Here is a 23,964-nt window from a genome sequence, read left to right on the forward strand (position 1 = left end):
GTGGACGCTTCGCGTCCACAACACAATTAGCTACCAAGGCAATCGCCCTTGATATCTAGAGCCTTGTCGTTCTTTTTCTATTCCTATACGTTGCTTTAACAAAATATATATTTCTTGAGCTAAGGTTTCAAGATTTTTGTCAAAATTCACTTCATCTTGATTCTCTTGTTCTTGTCGCGGTTGAACTGAGACTGTAGCTTCTGGTAATGAGTCAGAATTGAGTTCACGTTGGATTGTGCCAGATCGAGTATTTGTGATTTTGTTTGGATTTCCTTTTTGTAATCCTGTTGGCGTTAAGTATAGATCTTGATCGATGCTGCTATCTGTGTAGTCATTATCTGGCGATCGCTGAATAGTTGTTTGATTGTTTGTAGAGCTTGCTGAAGTAGGGTTAGTTGCGAGGGAACTGCGATCGCTAGTTTTTTGGTTGTTCAGTGAACTTGTAGATGAATTACTAGAACTTTTAGGCGGTGGTAAGTTAGCCAACAATTCCGCTATGTTTGCCCACCCATTAGAATCAGTCTGACTGCTATCAGAATCTTGATCTGGTTTGGGCTGAATTGTTCTGGACAAGTTATTTAAACTATTAGAAAAGTCGTTTTGGCTTGGGCGATCAGTTTGCGATCGCTGTACAGTTTGATAAGACGTAGAGTCAGTGTTTTTGGATGGTGTCAGTGGTGAAAAATTACCCAAATATTCTGTCTGGACAAGATTTTCAATGGCTTTGGGTAATTTTAGATCGGCGGCATTACTAGGATCTCTCATCATTTGAATAATCGTCTGGTCATCGCTTTTGCCTTCAGGATTTTCAACATTTCTCGGATCAACTTTTCTCTGAATAGATTGGCTGCGATCGCCTTGCAAAATATCACTAACAGCCAAAATGTCAGGTTGTCTTTGCAAAGAATCGGTCTGAGTGGTTTGAGTAATATTTGAGTTAGTCTCTCTTTGGATAGTGAGATCACCCTGTGAAACATCATCTAAAGCAGACAATTCAGCAAATCTTTGAATATTTTGATCAACTTGTGAAATATCACTAACAGCCGAAATATCAGATGCTCTTTGGATTGCATCAATCTGAGGAGTTTGAATAATATTTGAGGCAGAATCTTGGATCGTGAGATCGCTTTGTGATAAATCATCTAAAACAGGCGATTCAGCAAATCTTTGAATATTTTGATCAACTTGTGAAATATCACTAACAGTCGAAATATCAGATTGTCTTTGTATTGCATCAATCTGAGGAGCTTGTGAAATATTTGAGACAGATTCTTGAATCGTGCGATCGCTTTGTGATAAATCATCTAAAACAGGCGATTCAGCAAATCTTTGAACTTGTTGAATATTAAGATCGCCTTGAGAAATACCATCTATAGACGAAATGTCAGGTTGCCTCTGGATTGCATCAATTTGAGAAGGTTGAGAAATATTAGCAGTTGTGAAGTCAGCTTCCCTTTGGATAGTGCGATCGCTTTGTGAAGCATTATCTAAAACAGGTAACTCAGAAAATCTTTGAATATTTTGATTGCCTTGTGAAATATCATCTACAGCCGAAATGTCAGGTTGTCTTTGAATTGAATCGGTCTGAGGAGTTTGAGTAATATTTGAGGCAGAATCTTGGATCGTGTGATCGACTTGGAAGCCACTATCCAAAATAGGCAATTCAGACAATCTTTGAATATTTTGATCGCCTTGTGAAATATTATCTACTGCCGAAAAGTCAGATTCTCTTTGGATTGCATCAGTCTGAGGAGTTTGTAAAATGTTTAGGTCAGATTCTCTTTGGATCGTGCGATCGCCTTGTGATACATCATCTAAAACAGGGGACTCAGACAATCTGTGAGTATTTTGATCAACTTGTGAAATATCACTAACAGCCGAAATATCAGATTCTCTTTGGATTGAATTAGTCGGAGGAGTTTGAATAATATTTGAGTCAGAATCTTGGATAGTGCGATCGCTTTGGAAGCCACTATCCAAAATAGGCAATTCAGACAATCTTTGAATATTTTGATCGCCTTGTGAAATATTACTAACAGCCGAAATATCAGATTCTCTTTGGATTGCATCAGTCTGAGGAGTTTGTGAAATATTTAGGTCAGTTTCTCTTTGGATCGTGCGATCGCCTTGTGATACATCATCTAAAACAGGTAACTCAGACAATCTTTGAGTATTTTGATCAACTTGTGAAATATCACTAACAGCCAAAATATCAGATTCTCTTTGGATTGAATTAGTCGGAGGAGTTTGAATAATATTTGAGTCAGAATCTTGGATCGTGCGATCGCTTTGAGAGACACTATCCAAAACAGGCGATTCAGAAAACCTTTGAATATTTTGATCACCTTGTAAAATACCATCTACAGCCGAAATGTCAGTTTCTCTTTGGATCGTATGATCGCTTTGTGAAACAACATCTACAGGCTCAACATCAGATTTTTTCTGTACACCTTCAACTTGAGGAGATTGCGTAATGTCAACTGCTGACGAATTAGATTCTCGTTGAATATTTTGATCGCCTTGGAAGACACTATCCAAAACATCTGATTCAGACGATCTTTGAATATTTTGATCGCCTTGTGAAATATTATTAACAGCCGAAATGTCAGATTCTCTTTGGATTGCACCAGTCTCAGGTGTTTGTGAAATATTTAGGTCAGACTCTTGTTGAATCGTGCGATCGCTTTGAGAGACACTATCCAAAACAGGTGATTCAGAAAACCTTTGAATATTTTGATCACCTTGAGGAGTATCATCTACAGCCGAAAAGTCGTATTCTCTTTGGATTGCATCAGTCTGAGGAGTTTGTAAAATATTTAGGTCAGACTCTCTTTGGAGCGTGCGATCGCCTTGTGATACATCATCTAAAACAGGTAACTCAGACAATCTTTGAATATTTTGATCAACTTGTGAAATATCACTAACAGCCGAAATATCAGATTCTCTTTGGATTGCATCAGTCTGAGGAGTTTGTAAAATATTTAGGTCAGGCTCTCGTTGAATAGTGCGATCGCCTTGTGAAACACTATCCAAAACAGGTGATTCAGAAAACCTTTGAACTTGTTGAATATTCTGATCGCCTTGAGGAATATCATCTACAGCCGAAAAGTCAGATTGTCTTTGTAAAGAACTGGTTTGAGGAGTTCGAGTGACATTTAGGTCAGTTTCTCTTTGGATCGTGAGATCGCTTTGTGAAGCATTATCCAAAATAGGCAATTCAGACAATCTTTGAATATTTTGATCGCCTTGTGAAATATTATCTACAGCCGAAATGTTAGGTTGTCTTTGAATTGAATCGGTCTGAGGAGTTTGAGTAATATTTGAGTCAGAATCTTGGATCGTGCGATCGCCTTGGAAGCCACTATCCAAAATAGGCAATTCAGACAATCTTTGAATATTTTGATCGCCTTGTGAAATATTATCTACAGCCGAAATATCAGATTCTCTTTGGATTGCATCCGTCTGAGGAGTTTGTAAAATATTTAGGTCAGTTTCTCTTTGGATCGTGCGATCGCTTTGAGAGACACTATCCAAAACAGGTGATTCAGGCAATCTTTGAATATATTGATCACCTTGTGAAATATCATCAACATCTGAAATATCAGATTGTCTTTGTAGATAATCTGTCTGAGGAGATTGAGAAATATTAGTAGTTGTTAAGTCAGGCTCTCTTGGAATCGTGCGATCAGCTTGAGAGACACTATCCAAAACAGGTGATTCAGAAAATCGTTGAACTTGTTGAGTATTTTGATCACCTTGTGAAATATTATCTACAGCCGAAATATCAGATTCTCTTTGGATTGCACCAGTCTGAGAAGTTTGTGAAATATTTAGGTCGGTTTCTCTTTGAATCGTGCGATCATGGAGGACACTATCCAAAACATCTGATTCAGAAAACCTTTGAATATTTTGATCACCTTGTGAAATATTACTAACAGCCGAAATATCAGATTCTCTTTGGATTGCATCCGTCTGAGGAGTTTGTAAAATGTTTAGGTCAGTTTCTCTTTGGATCGTGTGATCGTTTTGTGAAACAACATCTACAGGCTCAATATCAGATTTTTTCTGTACACCTTCAGCTTGAGGAGATTGCGTAATTTCAACTGTTGATGAATTAGATTCTCGTTGAATCGTGCGATCGCTTTGTGAAGCATTATCCAAAACAGGCAATTCAGACAATCTTTGAATATTTTGATCGCCTTGCGAAATATTACTAACAGCCGAAAAGTCAGATTCTCTTTGGATTGCATCAGTCTGAGGAATTTGTGGAATATTTAGATCAGGCTCTCTTTGGATCGTGCGATCGCCTTGGAAGACATTATCCAAAACAGGCGATTCAGAAAACCTTTGAATATTTTGATCACCTTGTGAAATATTACTAACAGCCGAAAAGTCAGCTTCTCTTTGGATTGCATCAGTCTGAGGAGTTTGTAAAATGTTTAGGTCAGTTTCTCTTTGGATCGTGCGATCGCTTTGTGAAACACTATCCAAAACAGGTGATTCAGAAAACCTTTGAACTTGTTGAATATTCTGATCACCTTGAGGAATATCATCTACAGGCGAAAAGTCAGATTGTCTTTGTAAAGAACTGGTTTGAGGAGTTTGAGTGACATTTAGGTCAGTTTCTCTTTGGATCGTGAGATCGCTTTGAGAGACACTATCCAAAACAGGCAATTCAGAAAACCTTTGAACTTGTTGAATATTCTGATCGCCTTGAGGAGTATCATCTACAGCCGAAAAGTCAGATTCTCTTTGAATTGCATCAGTCTGAGGAGTTTGTAAAATATTTAGATCAGGCTCTCTTTGGATCGTGTGATCGCCTTGGAATACACTATCCAAAACAGGCAATTCAGAAAACCTTTGAATATTTTGATCACCTTGAGGAGTATCATCTACAGCCGAAAAGTCAGATTCTCTTTGGATTGCATCAGTCTGATGAGTTTGTAAAATATTTAGATCAGTTTCTCTTTGGATCGTGCGATCGCTTTGGGAAGCATTATCCAAAACAGATGATTCAGAAAATCTTTGAATATTTTGATTGCCTTGAGGAGTAGCATCTACAGCCGAAATGTCAGATTCTCTTTGGATTGCATCAGGCTGAGGGGTTTGTGAAATATTTAGGTCAGTTTCTCTTTGGATCGCGCGATCGCTTTGTGAAGCACTATCCAAAACAGGTGATTCAGAAAATCTTTGAACTTGTTGAATATTCTGATCGCCTTGAAGAATAACATCTACAGGCGAAAAGTCAGATTGTCTTTGTAAAGAACTGGTTTGAGGAATTTGTGAAATATTTAGGTCGGTTTCTCTTTGGATCGTGCGATCGCTTTGTGAAGCATTATCCAAAACAGGCGATTCAGAAAATCTTTGAACTTGTTGAATATTCTGATCGCCTTGTGAAATATTACTAACAGCCGAAATGTCAGATTCTCTTTGGATTGCATCAGTCTGAGGAGTTTGTAAAATATTTAGGTCAGGCTCTCGTTGAATCGTGCGATCGCCTTGGAAGACACTATCCAAAACAGGCGATTCAGAAAATCTTTGAACTTGTTGAATATTCTGATCACCTTGAAAAATATCATCTACAGCCGAAAAGTCAGCTTCTCTTTGAATTGCATCAGTCTGAGGGGGGTGTGAAATGTTTAGGTCAGGCTCTCTTTGGATCGTGCGATCACCTTGGGAAACACTATCCAAAACAGGTGATTCAGAAAATCTTTGAACTTGTTGAATATTCTGATCGCCTTGAGGAATAACATCTACAGGCGAAAAGTCAGATTGTCTTTGTAAAGAACTGGTTTGAGGAATTTGTGAAATATTTAGGTCAGTTTCTCTTTGGATCGTGCGATCGCTTTGTGAAGCATTATCCAAAACAGGTGATTCAGAAAATCTTTGAATGTTCTGAACACCTTGCGAAATATCACTGACAGATGAAATGTCAGGCTTTCTTTGTAGAGGACTTATCTGTGGAGTTTGAGTAATATTTGAATCTGACCCTTTGATAGTGCGATCACTATCAAAGACACTATCTAAAACAGGCGACTCAGGGGAGCTTTGAACTTGTCTAATATTCTGATCGCCTTGAGAAATACTATCTATAGCAGAAATATCAGGTTGTCTTTGTATTTCATTAGCTTGTGAAGCAGGAGAGCTTTTTAGAGGTTTCCTTTGAATTGATTTGTCGTTAGAAGAAGCACTTGAAGATAAATTAGTTTGCTGCTTGCGTTGTAGATTGTTCTGGGGAGAAAGAGACTTAGCTTGAATATTAGATTGATTTGTTGCTTGCCCATCAACCGAAGATAGAGAAGTTGGCGCTAAAGGTTGATCGAAAAAAGGAGAATCATCAAATGAATTGTTAAGAGGCTCAAAATCACCATTAAGAGCGACATTATCGGGATTAAATAATGAGACTGCTCCAAGGGGATAGATAAATTTGGGTTGCAAAAATAACTGCCCAAGAGACGGTGGTACAAGCAAAGGCGCATAATTACCTAATGGAATATCATCAGGCATATTTTCATTACTACTTGCCTCAAAAGAACTGTGGGTGTTTTCAGTCATGGTTTAAGAACTGGGGAAAGAACCACTTGATGAATCTCTTGTAACCACTGTAGCTATTCCACCACCTTCAACAGCCACCGTCAAGCCTTCAATTGCTAACCTTAACTCTTCAATAGCAACAGAATTACCATCCGCCTGAAGCGATGGAGCTGTCCAACCGACAGGAACTGCACCAATCAAAGTCCAGCATTGTCTTGTGTCACCAGCTTGATTAAAAAGTAAAATTCGGATATTTCTTCTGCGATTAGTTGTGGCGGTAAACCAGCTCCAGAAACTCAAGTCATTTGTTACACCATGCTTAAGCGTTACTTCAGAGAAAGAAGTGTGCTTGAGAAATATTCTCTGTTGATTATTAACCCCTCCCTCAAAATAAGTATCAAAATCAACTTTGGCACTCAATCCAGAACATTCCGTGAACCCCGCAACAATCGTTGCTGACGGCAACATTTCTACATAAAAATGATTAGTTGTAACATATGATTCTGCTCTAGCGAACTTACTAGTATTTGTCATAATCTCCCCTCATAATTTCTACCGACACGTTCTTTTTGTTGTCGTAATTCATTCGTGAGCAACTCATAAACCCGATCGCTGAGTAATCTGATTTGCAAAGGTTCTTGTAAAACTTTGGCTGCAAACTTGCCTAGCTCTGCCCGTTCTTTGGGTTCGTCAGAATGTTTTCCCATCAACGACTTACCATGTATATGTAAACGTATATTCAAGCGTATATCGTAACCAATTTATATTATACATTGGTTGCCAACCGTATTAGGGCAAACAAAAAAAACTAGAGGTGGTGCTTTGCACCGCCTCTAGTTTTTTTTGGTTTTTCGTTATTTGATTGGAAATTTTAGAGGGATTAGTCCAGTTTGCTTAAGTAGATTTTGGGCTTCTTCGGTTCGCATGATCGAGGCAAACCGCTCAGCGATCGGCAATCGGCGGTTGTCGCGGGTATAGACTACCGAAATTGGATAGGCAAGGGGATAGTTTTGATTGATAAAAGCATTGTAGTTTTGAATGTAACTACCTTTTTCATTGCATAGATCAACGTTGGGTGTAATGTCAGCACCAGTTTTCCAGACTAGAGGTGCAACGAAGGCTCGATAATCATCAGCGATCGCAAGGGGATAGACCGAGCACTGACCAAAAACCTGACTAATTGAGCCAAAGGAAATACTACCAATATTGCGATCCTCAAAGTCTTGGATTACTTGCCGCAATGAATCAAAAATAGATAGCGATTTGATATTTCCATCTTTGATCAAATTTTGGAAAGTCTCGATCGCTATTTTATCTTTCAATACCCGTTTCTCAAAAATCTTGACTGAATCATCATCTAGGGGCATATAGAGCTTCACAGGTAAGTTTGGTCCCCCTAACTGTCGCCAATTGATAATTTCTCCTGTATAGAGTTGGCGTAATTGGGCAAAGGTGAGTCTACCTTCTAGAGAGGTCGGTAAACTGTTATTGCGTTGGGCATAGCTAAAAGCGACAAACACCGTTAAGCCATCGTAGGCAATATCTTGAGTAATAAAGTTACCGCCAAGATTGTCAGACACACTTGAAATAGCAAAGTCGGCTTGGTTTGATAGCAATTGAGTGATCGGGGACTGATCGGCATTTCTATCAACATCAACTGGCTGATAGCTTAATTGGAGTTTCGGCTGGCGTTTTTGGAGCTCATCTTCGAGAGTTGAACCCTTAGCAATCAAATTATTTTGTAAAAGGGTGTAATTCCAAGTTCCATTTTTGTCAGATATATAGGTGAATTTGCCTTCAGGAATATCGGATATTTGGTTAATACAGCAAGGGAAATTGAGGTTAGCAGCTTTGGGCGGCTGTGTTAGCCAGAAATACAGTAACAAAGCTAGCAGTAACAAGAGGATTACGCCGATCGCGATCGCGATTACTTTTTTAGTTAGCCATCCCCACCAATTCTTTTTAACAGGTTCAACTTTCTCTTGGTCAATGAATTCGAGTAGAGCATCGCGATCAATATGTAATCTTAGTAGCGCCCTCCGAGCCACTTCAGCACTGCTATAAGTGGTTTCCCCAAAACCGAGCAAATTCTGAACAAATTTTTTCAGCCCCAGATGAACTTTCCCATCCCAATGGTCTGGGTCGAAGGGATTTAAACAAGAACGATTTTCAAGATCGATGACTCCGCCTTTTAATAGATAGAAAGCGATATAGCCTAAATCTTCGAGATCTCGATTGATGGAATAGGCAGGTGGCTGCACATCGGGAGGATAGAATTGATCTTCCCAAAGTGACATATCATTGAGATAGACTGTAAATCCCTGAAAATTTGATCGAATCGCAATGCTATAAAAGGTTAGATTGCCATGAGGGAGTCCTGAAGTCACCACACCAGAACGCAATCGGTATTTTTGTGAATGTAAGGACTCAAGAGTTTGTAAAGCTTGATTAAGAAACGATTTCACCTGCCAGTTACTCATCGCGCCATGCATATTTAGATAATCAGATAAAGTGAGCGCTTCATCAGTTTTGGGCAGGATCGCATAACAGCGTTCTTCACGAGCATCTGCGATCGCTTCTATCGGTGTAATTAAACGCGCGTCTTGCTTTCGACCATCTGATAATTTGAGCTCTGACGATGCTTCAAAATTACGCTTGCAGGCTCTAGTTTCTTGATCGTTAAAATATTTTTTGGGAATTACGTATTCTTTTAATAAAAAAGGCTCCCCGTCCGTTAAGTTAGTAGCATTATAGAGTCTGCCACTGCCGCGAATGCCGATATAGCTATCAACTTGATATACTCCAGCCCTGCCACGAATCTTGACCTCAGGTGGCAAACTGGCAGGAAATTGACATTTTTTGCAATACTTATTATTAGGATTATCTATGACGGTTTCGTGGGGAATTTCACACCGAAACGGATTTGATTCTTGACATTGGTAGCGGAGAAATTGCGGCTTGATTTGCCAAATTGTCCCCACTCTTTGATCAACAGAAATTTCTTTTAAAATTTCTTTGGTTTCATTCTTTTCGGGTATGCTGATACCTTTAAAAGAGGTAATTGAAGGAGGCGTTATCCCTAAATCATCTCTAAGAAATGGGATCAGAAATTTTAAAGGTTCTGGAACAGCCTTATTTAAGAATTCGACAAACTTATTACCGATCAACCCATCGATAGTGCCAAGAAACTGCCCCCAAAGGTCTGTGATGCGTTTCCAGAATTTTTGCCAAACATTTGGAGACTTCGTAGCCATAGATTGCTTGCCTTATTCTTGTTAAACTATTATCAATTAACTAGGTGTGATTTGCGGCAAAGGTTTGTATTGTTTATACATACTTGTCTAAAGCATATCCCACTACTTTACCCCTATTCAAGATTATGGCAAGAGATCAAGTAGCTCGTCTGTATCGAGCAGCGAAGACAGATTCCCTTCTCAAAGCAAAACTAAATCAAGCTCCTGATCTAGAAAGTTTTGTGGAAATGGCAAAGGCTGAAGGATATGACTTCACGATCGAAGAATGGCAACAGATGACCAACTTTGAGGTCGAAGAATTAAAGTGCCACCTTTCAGAAATTCCTGGTATTTAGTCTAGCTGTTGCTATCAAAAGAAGAGTGGCGTTGCTATGCGCCGCTGCTCTTCTTTTGGTCACTAAATTATGGCTTTACTGGTTTTGGTTTTAAGCGCTCGATCGCGATCGCCTTATTGATCGTAGCTTGCATCTGACTAGGATTAAGCTTTAGGGCTTGCTCAAACGAGACCAAGGCATCGGCATTGCTATTTAGCGCAAGTAAAGCTAGACCCCGACCAGTCCAATAATCGGCATTTTTGACATCGATCGCTAGTGCTCGGCTATAGGCTGTAACAGCTTCGACGTTGCGACCAAGGGACATCATGGCTAGACCCCGATTAAACCAAGCTGTGTCTGATTTGGGATTAATGCCCAATGCCTGTTGACTTGCCATCAATGATTCTTGAAATCGATTGAGCCGCCAGAGTAAAGCCGATTTATTTGTCCAAATATCTGCCAAGAAGATTTGGCTACCGATATTTGCATCGCCTTCAATGGCTTTGTCATAGGCTTTGAGCGCCTCTTCTGTGCGCCCCAATGAGGTAAGAATGCGCCCATGATTAAACCACCCAAATGATGAATTTTGATTCAGGGCGATCGCTTGATTAGTTGACGACAGCGCTAAGTCAAAACGCCCCAAAGCCCATAGGGTTGCTGCTCGATTGCCCCAAAAGCTAGCTTGGCTTGGCTGTAGGGAGATCGCCCGATTTGCCGAAGCTAGTGCCTCTTCGTACTTGCCCAAACCGTTGAGAGCATTAGCTCTCTGATCCCATGCCCAAGCTGGCCCCAGATAGTCCCATTGTTGATCTCCTTCTTGGAGTGCAGAGTTACAGGCAACTAGGGCTTCTTTATATTGGCGGAGCTGGTTAAGGGCAGCGCAGGAGTTAGCTAAGGCGAGGGAATATTTTTCTTTTGCCTTGAGAGACCATTCTTGTGAAGCCAAAGCTTCGGCATAACGCCCCAATCTCCATAAAATCATCCCCTGTTCTGCCCATGCCTGAGCATTTGTCGGCTCGATCGCTACAGCTTTGTCATAGGAAAATAGAGCTTCATCAAAGCGTTTTAACTGATTCTGGACTTTGCCTTTAGTTTTCCATGCGATCGCAGGTGTGGATTTGCCCCAGTTAGCATTTACCTTAATGGCGCGATCGCAGTCTTGGATGGCATCGGCAGCGCGATCAAGGGCAACAAAAATGTCGCAACGTTCTGTAAGTGCTAGAGAATAATTCGGATTTGAACGAATGGCAAGCCCCAGTGACTCTAATGCCTCCGCCATTTTTCCCTCCCGTTTCAGCAATGCTCCTTGGATGTACCACACCATCGCAGGGGAGGCATCTGCCCAGTTCTGGTCGAGTCGTAGGGCAAGTTCGCAGGAAGCGATCGCATCTTCATAGCGTTCTAGTTCCATCAGTGCCCCACAACGTTTTGCTAAACCACCTGAGTTATCGGGTTTCAGTTTAATAAAGCGATCATAGGACACCACCGCTTCGATATTCATCCCTAACCCAGACATGGCATCGCCCCGCTCTAGCCAAGCGATCGGCTCATTGGTATTTAGGGTAATCGCCTGATTGCAAGCATCGATAGCCTCTTTGTATTTGCGAGACTTGACCAAAGAACTACAAAGTGATGCCCAATAGTCAAAATCCTGTAACTTCTCTTGAGCGATCGCAGTCGGTGCGATCGGCAAGTTTAGCAGCACAACCATGAGCAACCAAAACCGCTTGCCTTGTTTGAATGACTGAAAAAAAGAACGCAAAATCATTGGTAATCCCAATTTCTCAACCCCAGGTCTAGCAAAAGTTGTCACCAAATACGACCTGTAATCTGATGACAACTTTTCATATCCACATTAATTTATCATTATGACTTACGAAGTTGGCAGTTGTGTAGTGGGCAAAGCCCACTACACAACTGTTAATTAGGATTAATTAGGATGCTTTTACTCAATCGAGGTCTGAAAATGAGCATTTTGGCTAGGGTGTTATTTTCGGGATTTCTGGCGACGATCGCGATCGCTTTACCCTTTGCTGCTTTGGCTGATCCTAGTAGCGATCGTATCCAAACCCTCAATCGTCAACGCCTGATCGAAACCAATCGTTGTCAGGGCTGTAATTTACAAAATACAGACTTGAATGGGCTGAAACTGATTGGGGCAGATTTAAATAAAGCTAATCTCCAAGGTGCAAACCTGCGAAGTGTTGATCTTCGGGGCGCAAATTTGCAAGGAACAAATCTTACCTATGCTGATCTTAGTTATGCCGATTTGCGGCTTGCTAATTTTGGTCAGGCCAATTTGACGGGGGCAAATCTGAGCAATGCATATTTACTTGAGGCTTCTTTTCGCCAGAGCAATCTCCAAGATGCGAATCTGACTGACAGCTATGCGGATGGCAATGTCGATGTATTTACGTCTGTGCGCCAATTTGTCGATCTTGAAGGGGCGAATTTATTTAGAGCCAATCTGACCAATGCCAAGCTAGGTTTTGCCAATCTCGAAGGGGCAAATCTTAGTGAAGTAAATTTAGTTGATGCTTATCTAGAAAATGCTTCATTAATCAATACAAATTTAACAAAAGCGAAGTTGTGTAACACAACCCTGCAAGATGGAGCGGTAAACAATCAGAATTGTCGTTAATTTTTGTAATTATGCGAGAATATGTGATGCCAAATATTATGTATGTGATATATTAAGGTGTCTTAGTAAGTAGATCTAGGGGTTGCTAATATGCCACATACTTACGATAACGAAAAAAAGCCTTCGCAATCCACGTTTTCATTCAAACCCACAGCTTCATTTTTACAAACTAGAGCCTTCGCGCCACTACAGACGGATTTGGATGAAGATGCTCCACGTCGATCTGGATACACTGAGAATTTTCTAGAAAAAATAATTAATCAGCGCGGTACTGAGTCGGCAGATACGCCAGTCCAATCAAAGCCAATGAACCGCTTGATGAAGCCGCTTCAATCCAAGCGTATGGCGATCCAAGCCAAGCTGAGTATTGGCGAGCCGAATGATAAGTATGAGCAGGAAGCAGATGCCACTGCCTCTAAAGTTGTCCAACAGATAAATTCGCCAACTCAGGAGCAATCTATCCAACGAGAAGAGTCGCTGGAAGAAGAAGATGAAGAATTGCAAATGAAGCCAATCTCTTCAATCCAACGAGGAATGATGGAAGAAGAAGAGGATGAATTGCAAATGAAGTCTTTGCTCCAGAGACGAGGAGATATTGATGGTGGAGAAGCTTCGACTGATTTAGAGTCATCAATTCAAAGTGCGAGAGGTAGTGGTCAATCTCTAGATTCTAATCTGCAAGCGAAGATGGGACAGGCGATGGGAGCAGACTTTAGCAGGGTGAAAGTCCATACAGATTTGCAATCTGATCAGTTAAATCAATCGATCCAAGCCAAAGCATTTACCACAGGTCAAGATGTCTTCTTTCGGCAAGGAGAATATAATCCTAGTAGCAAGAATGGTCAGGAGTTGATCGCTCATGAATTGACGCATGTGGTACAGCAAAATGGGGAAGCAGTGAGGAGATCGCCAGAACAATCGGAAAACCTGGCTCAAAATAGTGAATTTGATGTTAAATCAAAGGCAATTCGCATCGCGACAAGCCCTAGGCCACTACCAGACATCTCGCCGAAGCAACAAAATTCCGCACCAGTGATCCAAAGAATGGTGGGAATCAATTCAAAGGGAATCACCAATGAAATTAAATCTCTTATAGGTGATCCTAATAATATGGATAAACTGACCCAAGCCTATACCTTCATGCAACACATATCATGGGCAAATAACATAGTGGGAGGACCTATATTTGATATGAGCAAGCCAGCTTTCAACAAATTAGGCAATGAAAATTTAATATTGGTGGCTCATGGAGTCGAGGGAAAGTCAGGTCATTTTAATGGTCAACAGATTGGTAAATTTCTAGCAGACGAAAACAATGGCGTACCTAAGGATTGGCCACACAATGTATATATAAGCTCCTGTTATTCAGGAGCGGGTGTAACCCCCCTAGTAAAGGATGTAGCAGAAGAACTGGGCAAACTTGGTAAAAAGAATATTAAAGTCACGGGCTATACAGGAACAACTGTAACTCATAAAGAATTTGATGAGTTTATCTTTGTAGTCAATCCCAATAAAGAACAAGAATTTAAAAATGTTTCGGATAGAGTAAAAATTAAATATCAGCACTTATTCACAGAATGGTGGAAAAAAATGCAAGAATTAAGTCCTGATAATATTCTAGAGATGGCTGATTACACATCTAATCTGACGGCTGAGGCTTACAGAGAAATTATTGAGGAAGCTTCAAAACAGGATATCTTTTTAGATGAGGAACATGGCGAAGTTTCCCATAAATCATGAATAGTGCGATCGCTATCGCGTAGGTTGGGTTGAAGAATGAAACCCAACACCAACAGGCGTTATATGCAATGTGATTAACTGTTGGGTATCGCTGACGCTCCACCCAACCTACTTTTTATAATTTCGCATTTTTAAAATTGGCAACAGGCGATCGCATTTCTAGTCATTGATTTGTGGCTGATGCGATCGCCTGCTAAACTGCCTGAAACATCTCAACATTTGCCATAAACGAAATTCTCAAACTACAATAGAACTAAACATACGTTGTACCTTCGTTGGTGCATCTCAGGCTTATGGAATCTATTGCGATCGCTAGCCCCCTAGACACTTTTCTCCAGCAGCCCAACATTGAAACCTCACCTGCTTGGGAATTTATCCACGGGCAAGCCCAACAAAAAACGATGCCAACACTGTTTCATTCCCGCCTTCAGCGCAACCTAGTTAACAGGATCAACAGCCAAACCCAAACATACGAAGCCATTCAAGAACTGCGCTGCATTGTGCCACCACTATCCCCCGTCCCAGACATTACCGTGGTTAAAAGCGATCGGCTTACAGAAGTCGATGGACCACTGCAAGGAGCGCCAGACTGGCTGATTGAAATTCGCTCCCCCGACCAAAACACATTAGAGCTACAAAACAAAATCCTACACTGCTTGATCAACGGCACTCAACTAGCTTGGCTAATTGATATTCAGCGAAAGCAAATCTGGGTTTGGGAAAAATCTGAACTGCCATTAATTTATTCTGGAACCGATATACTTCCAACCCTTGGCAATATCTCAAACCTCACAGTAGAAATGATCATGGCAATGACCCAGCAGCGGTGACACTTGCCTAGCTGTTGGCGATCATCGCCAACAGCTAGGCAAGCTACTTTCTATAATTTCCTGTTTTCAAAATTGGCAATAGGCGATCGCAGTTCTAGTCATTGATTTTTGAGCGAATTAAATTTTGTTGAGGTAAATCTCGAAAATGCCTAATTAATCAATATAAATTTAACAAATGCGAAATTATGTAATACGACCTTGCAAGATATGGCAATAAACAACCAAAATTGTCGTTAATTATTCTTAATTGTGCGAGAATATGCAATATCAAAATATGTGCTGTGTCTGAATAAGAAGATTTAGAGGTTAGTGACATGAAGCGTAAATACGATTACGAAAAAAAGCCTTCCCAATCCACGGCTTCAGTCCAACCCAAAGCAACATATTTACAAACTAGAGGCTTCGCGCCGCTACAGACAGATGTGGATGAAGATGCTACCTTTCGACCATCTGGATACACTGAGAATTTTCTAGAAAAAATAATTAATCAGCGTGGCACTGAGTCGTCTGATACGCCAGTCCAAGCAAAGCCAATGAACCGCTTGAAGGCTTTTCAATCTAAGCGTATGGCGATTCAAGCTAAGCTGAGTATTGGTGAGCCAAATGATAAGTATGAGCAGGAAGCAGATGCCACTGCCTCTAAAGTTGTTCAGCAGATAAATTCAACACCACAGGATAAATCTGTCCAAAAGCAGGAGGCGATGCAATCTGAAGATGATGAATTGCAAATGAAGCCTGCGATTTCAAAGATTCAGCGTCAAGAAGTAATGGAAGATGATGAATTGCAAATGAAGCCTCTCTCTGATTCTATCCAACGAGAGGAAGCAGTAGAAGAGGAGGAAGAAGATATCCAAATGAAGCCAATGCTTCAGCGACGGGAGGCAGTTGGTGGCGGTGATGCGTCTGAGGAACTGGAAAGATCGATACAGCAAGCAAAGAGTAGCGGGCAGTTGCTAGATCCCAATCTGCAAGCAAAGATGGGTCGTGCCATGGGAGCAGATTTTAGTGGAGTAAAAGTGCACACAGATTCGCAATCAGATCGACTCAATCAATCGATTCAGGCAAAGGCGTTTACGACTGGTAAAGATGTGTTTTTTAGGCAGGGAGCTTATGAACCAAGTAGCAAAGGTGGACAGGAGTTGATCGCCCATGAGTTGACCCATGTGTTGCAACAAAATGGAAATTCCATCCAAACAAAATCACAAGATTATATTAGTGCATCCGACCATCATATCCAACGGACTTATAAAAATGATGAAGCTAATGCTTACTACAGCAGTGTTTTAGAAGGGCAAAAGATAACATCAGAAAATGCCGTGTTTACAGCAACTGCGAATGACCATAGGGGGGGTGGTCATTCTATTGTCTACATTGAATATCTAGAAAATGATAAACCTGCAGACACACAAGTTCATCTAACCGCAGTAAAAGAAGCAACTACTATTAAAATTAATAAGGGACATACCCCTCGTGAAAGTGAAACTAAACGTAGAAGCTGGGTAAGGGATATCAAAGACGTGGAACCCGCTCTTAGGAAAGCTGAGAAAATAGCAAACCTTAAGCCTAAAAAGAGAAAATATCGCCTTTTAGGAGGTAGTTTAACTAAAGGGGGAATAAATTGTGCAAAGTTTTCCGAGCAAATTTTAAAAGCGGCAGGGATTAAAGCCTCGGCAGGTTTACTTATCAAGACACCTAATGCACTTGCGAAAGGGAAGAATAAAGGACATATAAACACGTTGGATGCTGATATTGAAAACTATAATCTGATAAAGAAAGAAAAAGAACGCAACCGTTTAAAGGAAGAAGAAAGACAAAGGAAGCTATACAAGGGAATGATGAATTTTGACTATGGAATCAAAGAGAAAGTAAAAAAGGAGGAAAACCCTGAAGATGAACAATGGGTCACTAATGCCAAAGAACACGTTTATCAACTAACTGTTGATTTATCTGTACAGACGATGAAAGGAAGTTTGATAACTCTTCCTCAAGGTACTAAATTGATGATTCCTGGAAAATTAGATAATGACTTCGTAAAATTAGATCCAGGAACTAAATACGGTTACTGCAAGGTCAAGTTGTCTGAATTGTTTAAGGCTATCGATAAAGACTCCCCAGTCGGTTAAAAAATTAAAATTCGCCAACTCAATAATGAAATAAGACTAATTTTGCTTCATCAAAATTAGTCTTATTTACAGATATCTCTTGGCTTAATGGTGCATTTCATCCTTGAATTGGCGCATGCGATCGCAGTTCTAGTCATTGGTTTTTGGCTTATGCGATCGCGCTTTCACTCAAGCAACTGCATAGCCAGTATATTCACGCATTTCAGGAGACTGAAATCCCAGTACAATATCTTCCTTCGCCGCCCCTAAATCTACAAGTTCTTGAGCAACCCTCATTTCCGTCATATTTTGCTGAATCCAAATCTTTCCCTTTATAATATCCAAATGTAAAACGCAACCATAGACCCGTCGATAACCGTCCCATCCCACATTCATGACATGATAATGGTCTTGCTTTGTATCAAAAACCGTATAGCAATCAATCGCACCATTTGCGATCGGGACAGCAGCATAAGCTGTCAACAACGACTGGATTATATTGCGATAAGACTCTATTTTATCCATTGAACAATTACCTCTTGAATTGTGTCGTAAATAATTAGTTTGATTTGATATCTCTCTAATGAGATTTGGGCAAATTCGCGCTTAAAGAATGATTCGTAAACTCCCACTGGCACTGCTAAATACAAAATGCGTGTTGAGTCAGCAATTTCTAAGGCAAGACGATAATTCAAAAACTGTCCTAATGCAGCATGATAATCAGTCAATGGCGAATCACTCAAGAAGGTTTTAATTTCAACAGCTATTTTTTCTTTACCGCGCTCTGCTGCTAACAATTGCTCCGCGCCCAAATCAATTTCAAACTTAGTGCCGCCAATATCTAGTCGTAGTGGATCATCAGTTACATTCCACTGCTCCTTTTCTAAAGCGATCCTAACTACAGCATGAAATCTGTCTTTAGCAGCCATTGTTGTCTTTACTATATTTTATCTTCAATTATAAAGTAATCGCTTTCCTAAATATCTCAAATTCTAAAATGTTCAATTGGAGATCGCAGTTCTAATCATTGATTTTTGGCTGATGCGATCGCCGATCTTGTAGGTTAGTTTGAGGAATGGAACCCAACAGACATCAGATATTATCAGCAATGCGATCGCGATGTAGTTAGTTGTTATCGCTGATGCACCAGCCAGATTACTTTCTCGAAAGTGCCAATTTCAGCGAATTAAATTTTGTTGAGGCAAATCTCGAAAATGTCTTATTAATCAATATAAATTTAATAAAAGCGAAATTATGTAACATGACCTTGCAAGATGTGGAAGTAAACGATCAAAATTGTCGTTAAAAAATTTTGATTGTGCGAGAATATGCAATATCAAATATATGCTGTGTCTGAGTAAGAAAATTTAGAGGTTAGTGACATGTCGCGTACTTACGGTAACGAAAAAAATTCTTCCAAATCTACGACTTCAGTCCAACCCACAGCTTCATTTTTACATACTAGAGACTTTGCGCCACTACAGACAGATTTGGATGAAGATGCTACCTTTCGACCATCTGGATATACTGAGAATTTCCTTGAAAAAATAATTAATCAGCGTGGCACTGAGTCGGCTGATACGCCAGTCCAAGCAAAGCCAATGAACCGCTTGACGAAGCCGCTTCAATCTAAGCGTATGGCGATCCAAGCCAAACTGAGTATTGGTGAACCAAACGATAAGTATGAGCAGGAAGCAGATGCCACTGCATCTAAGGTCGTTCAGCAAATTAATTTGCCAATTCAGGATCAATCTGTCCAACGAGAAGAGTCGATGGAAGAAGAGGATGAAGAACTGCAAATGAAGCCAATCTCTACAATCCAACGAGAAGAGTCGATGGAAGAAGAGGATGAGGAATTGCAAATGAAGCCAATCTCTACAATCCAACGAGAAGAGTCAATGGAAGAAGAGGATGAAGAATTGCAAATGAAGTCTTTGGTGCAGAGACGTGAAAATATTGGTGGGGGAGAAGCATCAATAGATTTAGAGTCATCAATTCAAAGTGCAAGGGGTAGTGGTCAGTCTCTCGATTCCAATCTGCAAGCAAAGATGGGTGAAGCAATGGGAGCAGATTTTAGCGGTGTAAAAGTCCATACAGATTCACAGTCCGATCAATTAAATAAATCGATTCAAGCAAAGGCTTTTACAACTGGACAAGACGTGTTTTTTCGGCAGGGGGCATATGAGCCGAGTAGCAAAGGTGGTCAGGAGTTGATTGCCCATGAGTTGACCCATGTCGTTCAGCAAAATGGCGCTCAAAATGTAGCAAATAGATCTACAAATAAATCTAAATTGTCGAGAAAACCAGAGCGATCGCAAGGGACTCAAGTTCCTGCCTCCCCGATTAAGCTTTCTTTGTCTAGTCTCAGTCACGATCAAACTATCCAAAGACTAAGTTTACATGACACTGACTGGAATAAAGTTACAAGATTTAGAGCAAGTGAAGGGGGAGTTGGTGGAGTCATATTTGTGTCAGACAACAAATCCACGCTCGTTGTCAAGCCTAACGTTAGAGAGAAGGATGAGGAGATGATTGCGTCCCATCTCCACGGATCGATGGCATCAACTAAAAAAAATGACAGGGGAGGGAAGTGGAATATCGCGAATTTAGATAGGCGCTTTGCAATCCACAAAGATGTGGTCGGAATCCAAGCTCGAGCCGCTCATTTTATGGATGATTTAGATCCTCGCACTCTTACATTATTGGAGGCTGTGGCAGTTAATACAACGATGATTCAAGAAGCAGCACAAGGAGTCAGCGGTTTCGGTGAAATAATGCAAGATCAAACAAAAGATGGAGGTCATATTAAATCTGCAAACGATCGCATAATTAGCAAAAAAGATAAGGTAAACAAAAACAGTCCTCTCAAACTTCTTACCCAAGATCCTTCCTTTGCCATAGCATTGGGTCGTCTTGCCGCAGCAGATATCTTTCTTGGAAACTTTGATAGGATTGTGGGATCGGCAAATCTTGATAACTTACTTATGAATATGTCCCAAGGAAAGATATATCCAATTGACAATGTCGATCCAGCCAGTAGGGTGAAGTTTACAGAGCAAGTGGGTGCTCAAAAAATCACTCTACAGGACTGGCTGAATCATCCTTTAGTCACTATGTTTATTGGTGGGCATTATAACGCAATTGCTACAGAAGCGTGGGATTCAGGTCAGAACAGTATTAATACTCATATAAAATTTATTGATGAAATCATTACTGGAGAGAAAGCAGGTGCAAATCCAAGGGAATATAACGTAAACCAAAATGAAAGAGTCGCGGTTACAAATAAGCTAAATAATCACTTGCAAGTAATCATGGCTAACTTTGCGCAGGGATTAGCGATCGGAAGACAAGAGATAATAAATACTGGACCGCTTCAGAATACAGGTCAGTTGAATAATGATAGTGTAACGCTATACAACGATCGCTTGAATGCATTGTAATTGCTATAGTAGGCTCAATAGGCGTTTCGGGGAGGTGCTCTAGCGTAAATGGCTGAAATACTTGAAGCACAATGGTTTTAGCCTCGGAGGTCTTTGATGTCTGAAATACCCATCATTAAAAGCATTGAGCCGTTTATCAAGGTTGAACTCCCCGAAACACCTATAGAGCCTTATATTTTTAGCTGTGGCGGGTTTGAAAGCAAATTGCTGTAGATACTTATATGCAATGTGATTAACTGTTGGGTATCTTTTCAGATGGAGAGATTCGTTCTAAAACCAGCATCGATGTCAGTGGCGATCGCATTACATTTGCATTATTAAGGAAATTGATCTATACCAACGTTTTGACAATGGATCAATACCTCCCAGCGATTATGTCGGTGATTTATGGTAATGCTAATCCCAAACAGGCGATCGCACAAATTGAGAATTAGTGCGATCGCCGATCACATAGAGTGGGCTTTACTTAAGCTCCTGACCCCCTCTCTGAGTAATGGTTCTAGTGATTTTAATTGTTGTTACCCAATAGGTCTGATTTAAAAAGCCTTTTCGGAGAACCACACTTCAAAAGTGTGGTTCTCCTACTGCTCATAGCTTTGCAGTTATTTCATAATGAACCTGTGAACGAAATCGAAGCACGAAATATCAACTTAATTCTTAATCTACTTCTGAACGTTCCATCGTTGTTTTGAAATAGTTAAAGGTGATATTTATGTTAGTACGTTGGCAACCTTTCCAAGAAATGGAAGAAGTTCGTCGTCAATTTGATCGCTTATTCCGTGAGTTTGCACCATTAGATCAGGAAACCACGAAAGGCGGATGGGTTCCTGCTAGTGAGCTACGGGATGATGGCGACTATTTAACTCTGAGACTCACACTTCCTGAAATCGAAGCAAAGGATCTTGACATCCAAGTGACCAAGGATTCGATCTCAGTTGCTGGTGAACGCCATTTAGAACGCAAGGAAGAGTCTAACAAAGGCTATTACTGGAGTGAAATGAGCTATGGTAAATTCCGACGTGTATTTGCTTTACCTGTAGCGATCGAACATGAACAAGTGAAGGCAGATTACACCAATGGCATCCTCACCTTGACTTTACCTAAAGCTAATGAAGTCAAAGCTTTCAAGGTCAACGTCACTGGCGATCTGCCTGCTTCTTCCTAATTAAAGAAATGGTGTGCAAAGCACACCATTTGTATTACAGCAGTCCATAATTCTACTTATAACTGACGTGCCATCCCCAGACTTCCGCCATCGTAGGAATTCCTGCCCCGTAACACCAGTTATAACAACCCCAATAAAAAGAAGGTGGCGCTTAGCGCCACCTTCTTTTTATTGGGAATCTAGGGATAATGATCTATGAGAAATTGACCCTGTAATCTCTCAATTTCTTGCGATCTTATAAATTATTTAGAATTGCTATATAATTTGTTCATTCTAGAATGGCTATTAACAGGTTTGACTGGGGAATATAACGATGGAACTACATCCAGAGCTTACAGAATATGGCTATGAAATAATCCAAGTATTGGGGCATAATTATGGCTCTGCACGAAGCACTTACCTTGCCAAAAAAATTGCCAATCAACAATTGGTAGTGGTCAAGTTATTTCGATTCCCTAAATCAGCAAACCAGTTCTCAACCTACGAGAAAGCTATTGCCCGTGAAGCGCAGATCTTGAGCCAGCTTCAGCATCCCATGATCCCTTGCTATCTCAACAGGTTTGATATCCCAGATGGCTACTGTATTGTGCAGGAGTATATCGAGGCGCAATCCCTCGCTAACCAACATAGCTTTAACCTACAGCAGATCCAACATATTGCGATCGCGGCATTAGAAGTTCTAGTTTACCTTCAAAGCCAGACTCCGCCAATTATTCATCGAGATCTAAAACCAGAGAATTTATTGGTTAGTGACGACTTAAAACTTTATCTAGTTGATTTTGGCTTTGCCCGTATAGGAATGACGGATGTTGCTATGAGCAGTGTTGCAGCAGGCACATTTGGCTTTATGGCTCCAGAACAGTTGCGAAATAGTAATCTCAGCAAGGCAACTGATCTGTACGGTTTGGGTATGACCCTAGTGTGCTTATTGACAGGCATTCGATCGATTCAAATCGATCACTTGATTGATGAAACCAATCAGATCGAGTTTCAGCATTTGCTAACCAATGTGAATCCGCGCTTTGTGCAATGGCTGAAAAAAATGACAGCTCCGCGATTGAAGGATCGTTATAGTGAGGCATCGATAGCTTTAGCTAATCTACATCAAGTTGGAAATATTGGAGCATCTGCTAAAGCTATTACTAGCAGATGGCGAAGAATGCCGATTTATCTATTGCCAGTTACCGCGATCGCATCTCTATTTGCGATTTTCCCCAATCCTTCCTCAGAAAATCTTTCCAGTAATTCCCAAATTACCCCCTCCTCAAGCCCTGCATCCCTTCCATTACCTTCCCTTTATCCCTGTAATAAGTATCGTCATTTAAAATTGACAAAGACAGAGGCGCAAGATGTAAGCGATTCCATCGTAAAGTTGCAAATTTACCGCAAATGTCGAGGATGTAATTTTAGGGGTGCTCGATTTATTTCTGAAGATTTAATAGGTGTGGATCTCCAGAATGCGGATTTAACAGGTGCGAATCTCATTCAAGTTAATTTGTCAGGATCGAATCTCAAAGGGGCAAAACTTGAAGGAACAGATTTTTCGCAGGCTAATTTGGAGAATGTAGATTTTTCGGAGACAACTTCCAACTGTGCAGACTTTGGTCAAGCTGAGTTACAAAAAGCAAAGCTAGTCAGAGCAAACCTCAGAGCAGCAAACTTTTCTCAAGCAAATATGGCAAGTTCCGATCTGTCATATGCAAACCTGACTTCTGCTGATCTAACTCAGACGGATTTATCGAAAGCTAATCTGAATTATGCTAATTTAACGAATACAAACCTGTTACAAACAGTTCTCAAAAATGCAACCATGCAAGAGGTTATCATTAAAAATACAAAAATTGAGCAAACAGATTTTCCCAATGGAGACAATTAGATGGGCTCAAGTTTTTGAAATCAGTCCCCTTAAAGTCGAGAATCCTAGATTCTGCCTACATAGCAGGT

The 23,964-nt window shown here is 40.5% G+C and carries 17 protein-coding genes; 10 read left to right on the forward strand and 7 right to left on the reverse strand.

Features of this window, described 5'->3' with window-relative positions; all coding sequences use genetic code 11:
* Window positions 1-30: 30 nt before the first annotated feature.
* From CQ839_RS14470 to CQ839_RS14480, 4 genes are all read right to left on the reverse strand, one after another.
* Window positions 31-6,555, reverse strand: a complete 6,525-nt coding sequence (locus CQ839_RS14470) for a hypothetical protein (protein WP_103668999.1) — start codon at window positions 6,553-6,555, stop codon at window positions 31-33.
* Between the two features lie 3 nt (window positions 6,556-6,558).
* Complete coding sequence (locus tag CQ839_RS14475) at window positions 6,559-7,068, reverse strand: phage tail protein (protein ID WP_103669000.1); 510 nt, start codon at window positions 7,066-7,068, stop codon at window positions 6,559-6,561.
* Window positions 7,065-7,241, reverse strand: a complete 177-nt coding sequence (locus tag CQ839_RS25155; protein ID WP_181016206.1) for a hypothetical protein — start codon at window positions 7,239-7,241, stop codon at window positions 7,065-7,067. The genes CQ839_RS14475 and CQ839_RS25155 overlap by 4 nt, the downstream gene beginning before the upstream one ends.
* Window positions 7,242-7,388: 147 nt before the next feature.
* Entirely contained in the window at window positions 7,389-9,788 is a 2,400-nt protein-coding gene (locus tag CQ839_RS14480) for a substrate-binding domain-containing protein (protein WP_103669001.1), read from the reverse strand.
* Window positions 9,789-9,913: 125 nt separating this feature from the next.
* On the opposite strand from CQ839_RS14480, the gene CQ839_RS14485 reads away from it, so the two are divergent.
* Entirely contained in the window at window positions 9,914-10,123 is a 210-nt protein-coding gene (locus CQ839_RS14485; protein WP_103669002.1) for a Nif11-like leader peptide family natural product precursor, read from the forward strand.
* A 67-nt stretch (window positions 10,124-10,190) separates the two neighbouring features.
* Here the strand turns inward: CQ839_RS14485 and CQ839_RS14490 are convergent, their stop codons facing one another.
* Window positions 10,191-11,915: a tetratricopeptide repeat protein gene (locus CQ839_RS14490; RefSeq protein WP_258040747.1), complete on the reverse strand. Its 1,725-nt coding sequence runs from the start codon at window positions 11,913-11,915 to the stop codon at window positions 10,191-10,193.
* Between the two features lie 153 nt (window positions 11,916-12,068).
* On the opposite strand from CQ839_RS14490, the gene CQ839_RS14495 reads away from it, so the two are divergent.
* The 4 genes from CQ839_RS14495 to CQ839_RS14510 all read left to right on the forward strand — a co-directional run bounded on the left by CQ839_RS14495 (window position 12,069) and on the right by CQ839_RS14510 (window position 17,436).
* A complete protein-coding gene (locus CQ839_RS14495) occupies window positions 12,069-12,743 on the forward strand; it encodes a pentapeptide repeat-containing protein (RefSeq protein WP_181016207.1) in 675 nt (224 codons plus the stop codon).
* 90 nt (window positions 12,744-12,833) lie between these two features.
* Window positions 12,834-14,483: a DUF4157 domain-containing protein gene (locus CQ839_RS14500; protein WP_258040741.1), complete on the forward strand. Its 1,650-nt coding sequence runs from the start codon at window positions 12,834-12,836 to the stop codon at window positions 14,481-14,483.
* A 293-nt stretch (window positions 14,484-14,776) separates the two neighbouring features.
* Window positions 14,777-15,313, forward strand: a complete 537-nt coding sequence (locus CQ839_RS14505) for a Uma2 family endonuclease (protein ID WP_103669005.1) — start codon at window positions 14,777-14,779, stop codon at window positions 15,311-15,313.
* Window positions 15,314-15,627: 314 nt separating this feature from the next.
* Complete coding sequence (locus tag CQ839_RS14510; protein ID WP_258040742.1) at window positions 15,628-17,436, forward strand: DUF4157 domain-containing protein; 1,809 nt, start codon at window positions 15,628-15,630, stop codon at window positions 17,434-17,436.
* A 168-nt stretch (window positions 17,437-17,604) separates the two neighbouring features.
* On the opposite strand, the gene CQ839_RS14515 is transcribed toward CQ839_RS14510, so the two are convergent.
* Window positions 17,605-17,940 (reverse strand): XisI protein, encoded by a 336-nt coding sequence (locus CQ839_RS14515; protein WP_103669006.1) that lies wholly within the window; start codon window positions 17,938-17,940, stop codon window positions 17,605-17,607.
* On the reverse strand, window positions 17,928-18,344 hold the full coding sequence (locus CQ839_RS14520; protein WP_103669007.1) for a XisH family protein: 417 nt from the start codon (window positions 18,342-18,344) through the stop codon (window positions 17,928-17,930). The genes CQ839_RS14515 and CQ839_RS14520 overlap by 13 nt, the downstream gene beginning before the upstream one ends.
* A 212-nt stretch (window positions 18,345-18,556) precedes the next feature.
* Between CQ839_RS14520 and CQ839_RS26045 the strand changes: the two genes are divergently transcribed.
* From CQ839_RS26045 to CQ839_RS14545, 5 genes are all read left to right on the forward strand, one after another.
* Entirely contained in the window at window positions 18,557-18,721 is a 165-nt protein-coding gene (locus tag CQ839_RS26045; protein WP_103669008.1) for a pentapeptide repeat-containing protein, read from the forward strand.
* 76 nt (window positions 18,722-18,797) lie between these two features.
* A complete protein-coding gene (locus tag CQ839_RS14530) occupies window positions 18,798-20,855 on the forward strand; it encodes a DUF4157 domain-containing protein (RefSeq protein ID WP_258040743.1) in 2,058 nt (685 codons plus the stop codon).
* A gap of 239 nt (window positions 20,856-21,094) precedes the next feature.
* Window positions 21,095-21,289: a YbjN domain-containing protein gene (locus tag CQ839_RS14535; RefSeq protein ID WP_219817787.1), complete on the forward strand. Its 195-nt coding sequence runs from the start codon at window positions 21,095-21,097 to the stop codon at window positions 21,287-21,289.
* Between the two features lie 278 nt (window positions 21,290-21,567).
* The gene (locus tag CQ839_RS14540) at window positions 21,568-22,020 is read left to right on the forward strand and encodes an Hsp20/alpha crystallin family protein (RefSeq protein WP_103669010.1); all 453 of its coding nucleotides are present in this window, start codon (window positions 21,568-21,570) and stop codon (window positions 22,018-22,020) included.
* A gap of 313 nt (window positions 22,021-22,333) precedes the next feature.
* Entirely contained in the window at window positions 22,334-23,896 is a 1,563-nt protein-coding gene (locus CQ839_RS14545) for a serine/threonine-protein kinase (protein WP_103669011.1), read from the forward strand.
* Window positions 23,897-23,964: the final 68 nt, after the last annotated feature.

The organism is Pseudanabaena sp. BC1403, assembly GCF_002914585.1.
In the GTDB taxonomy this organism is placed as follows: domain Bacteria; phylum Cyanobacteriota; class Cyanobacteriia; order Pseudanabaenales; family Pseudanabaenaceae; genus Pseudanabaena.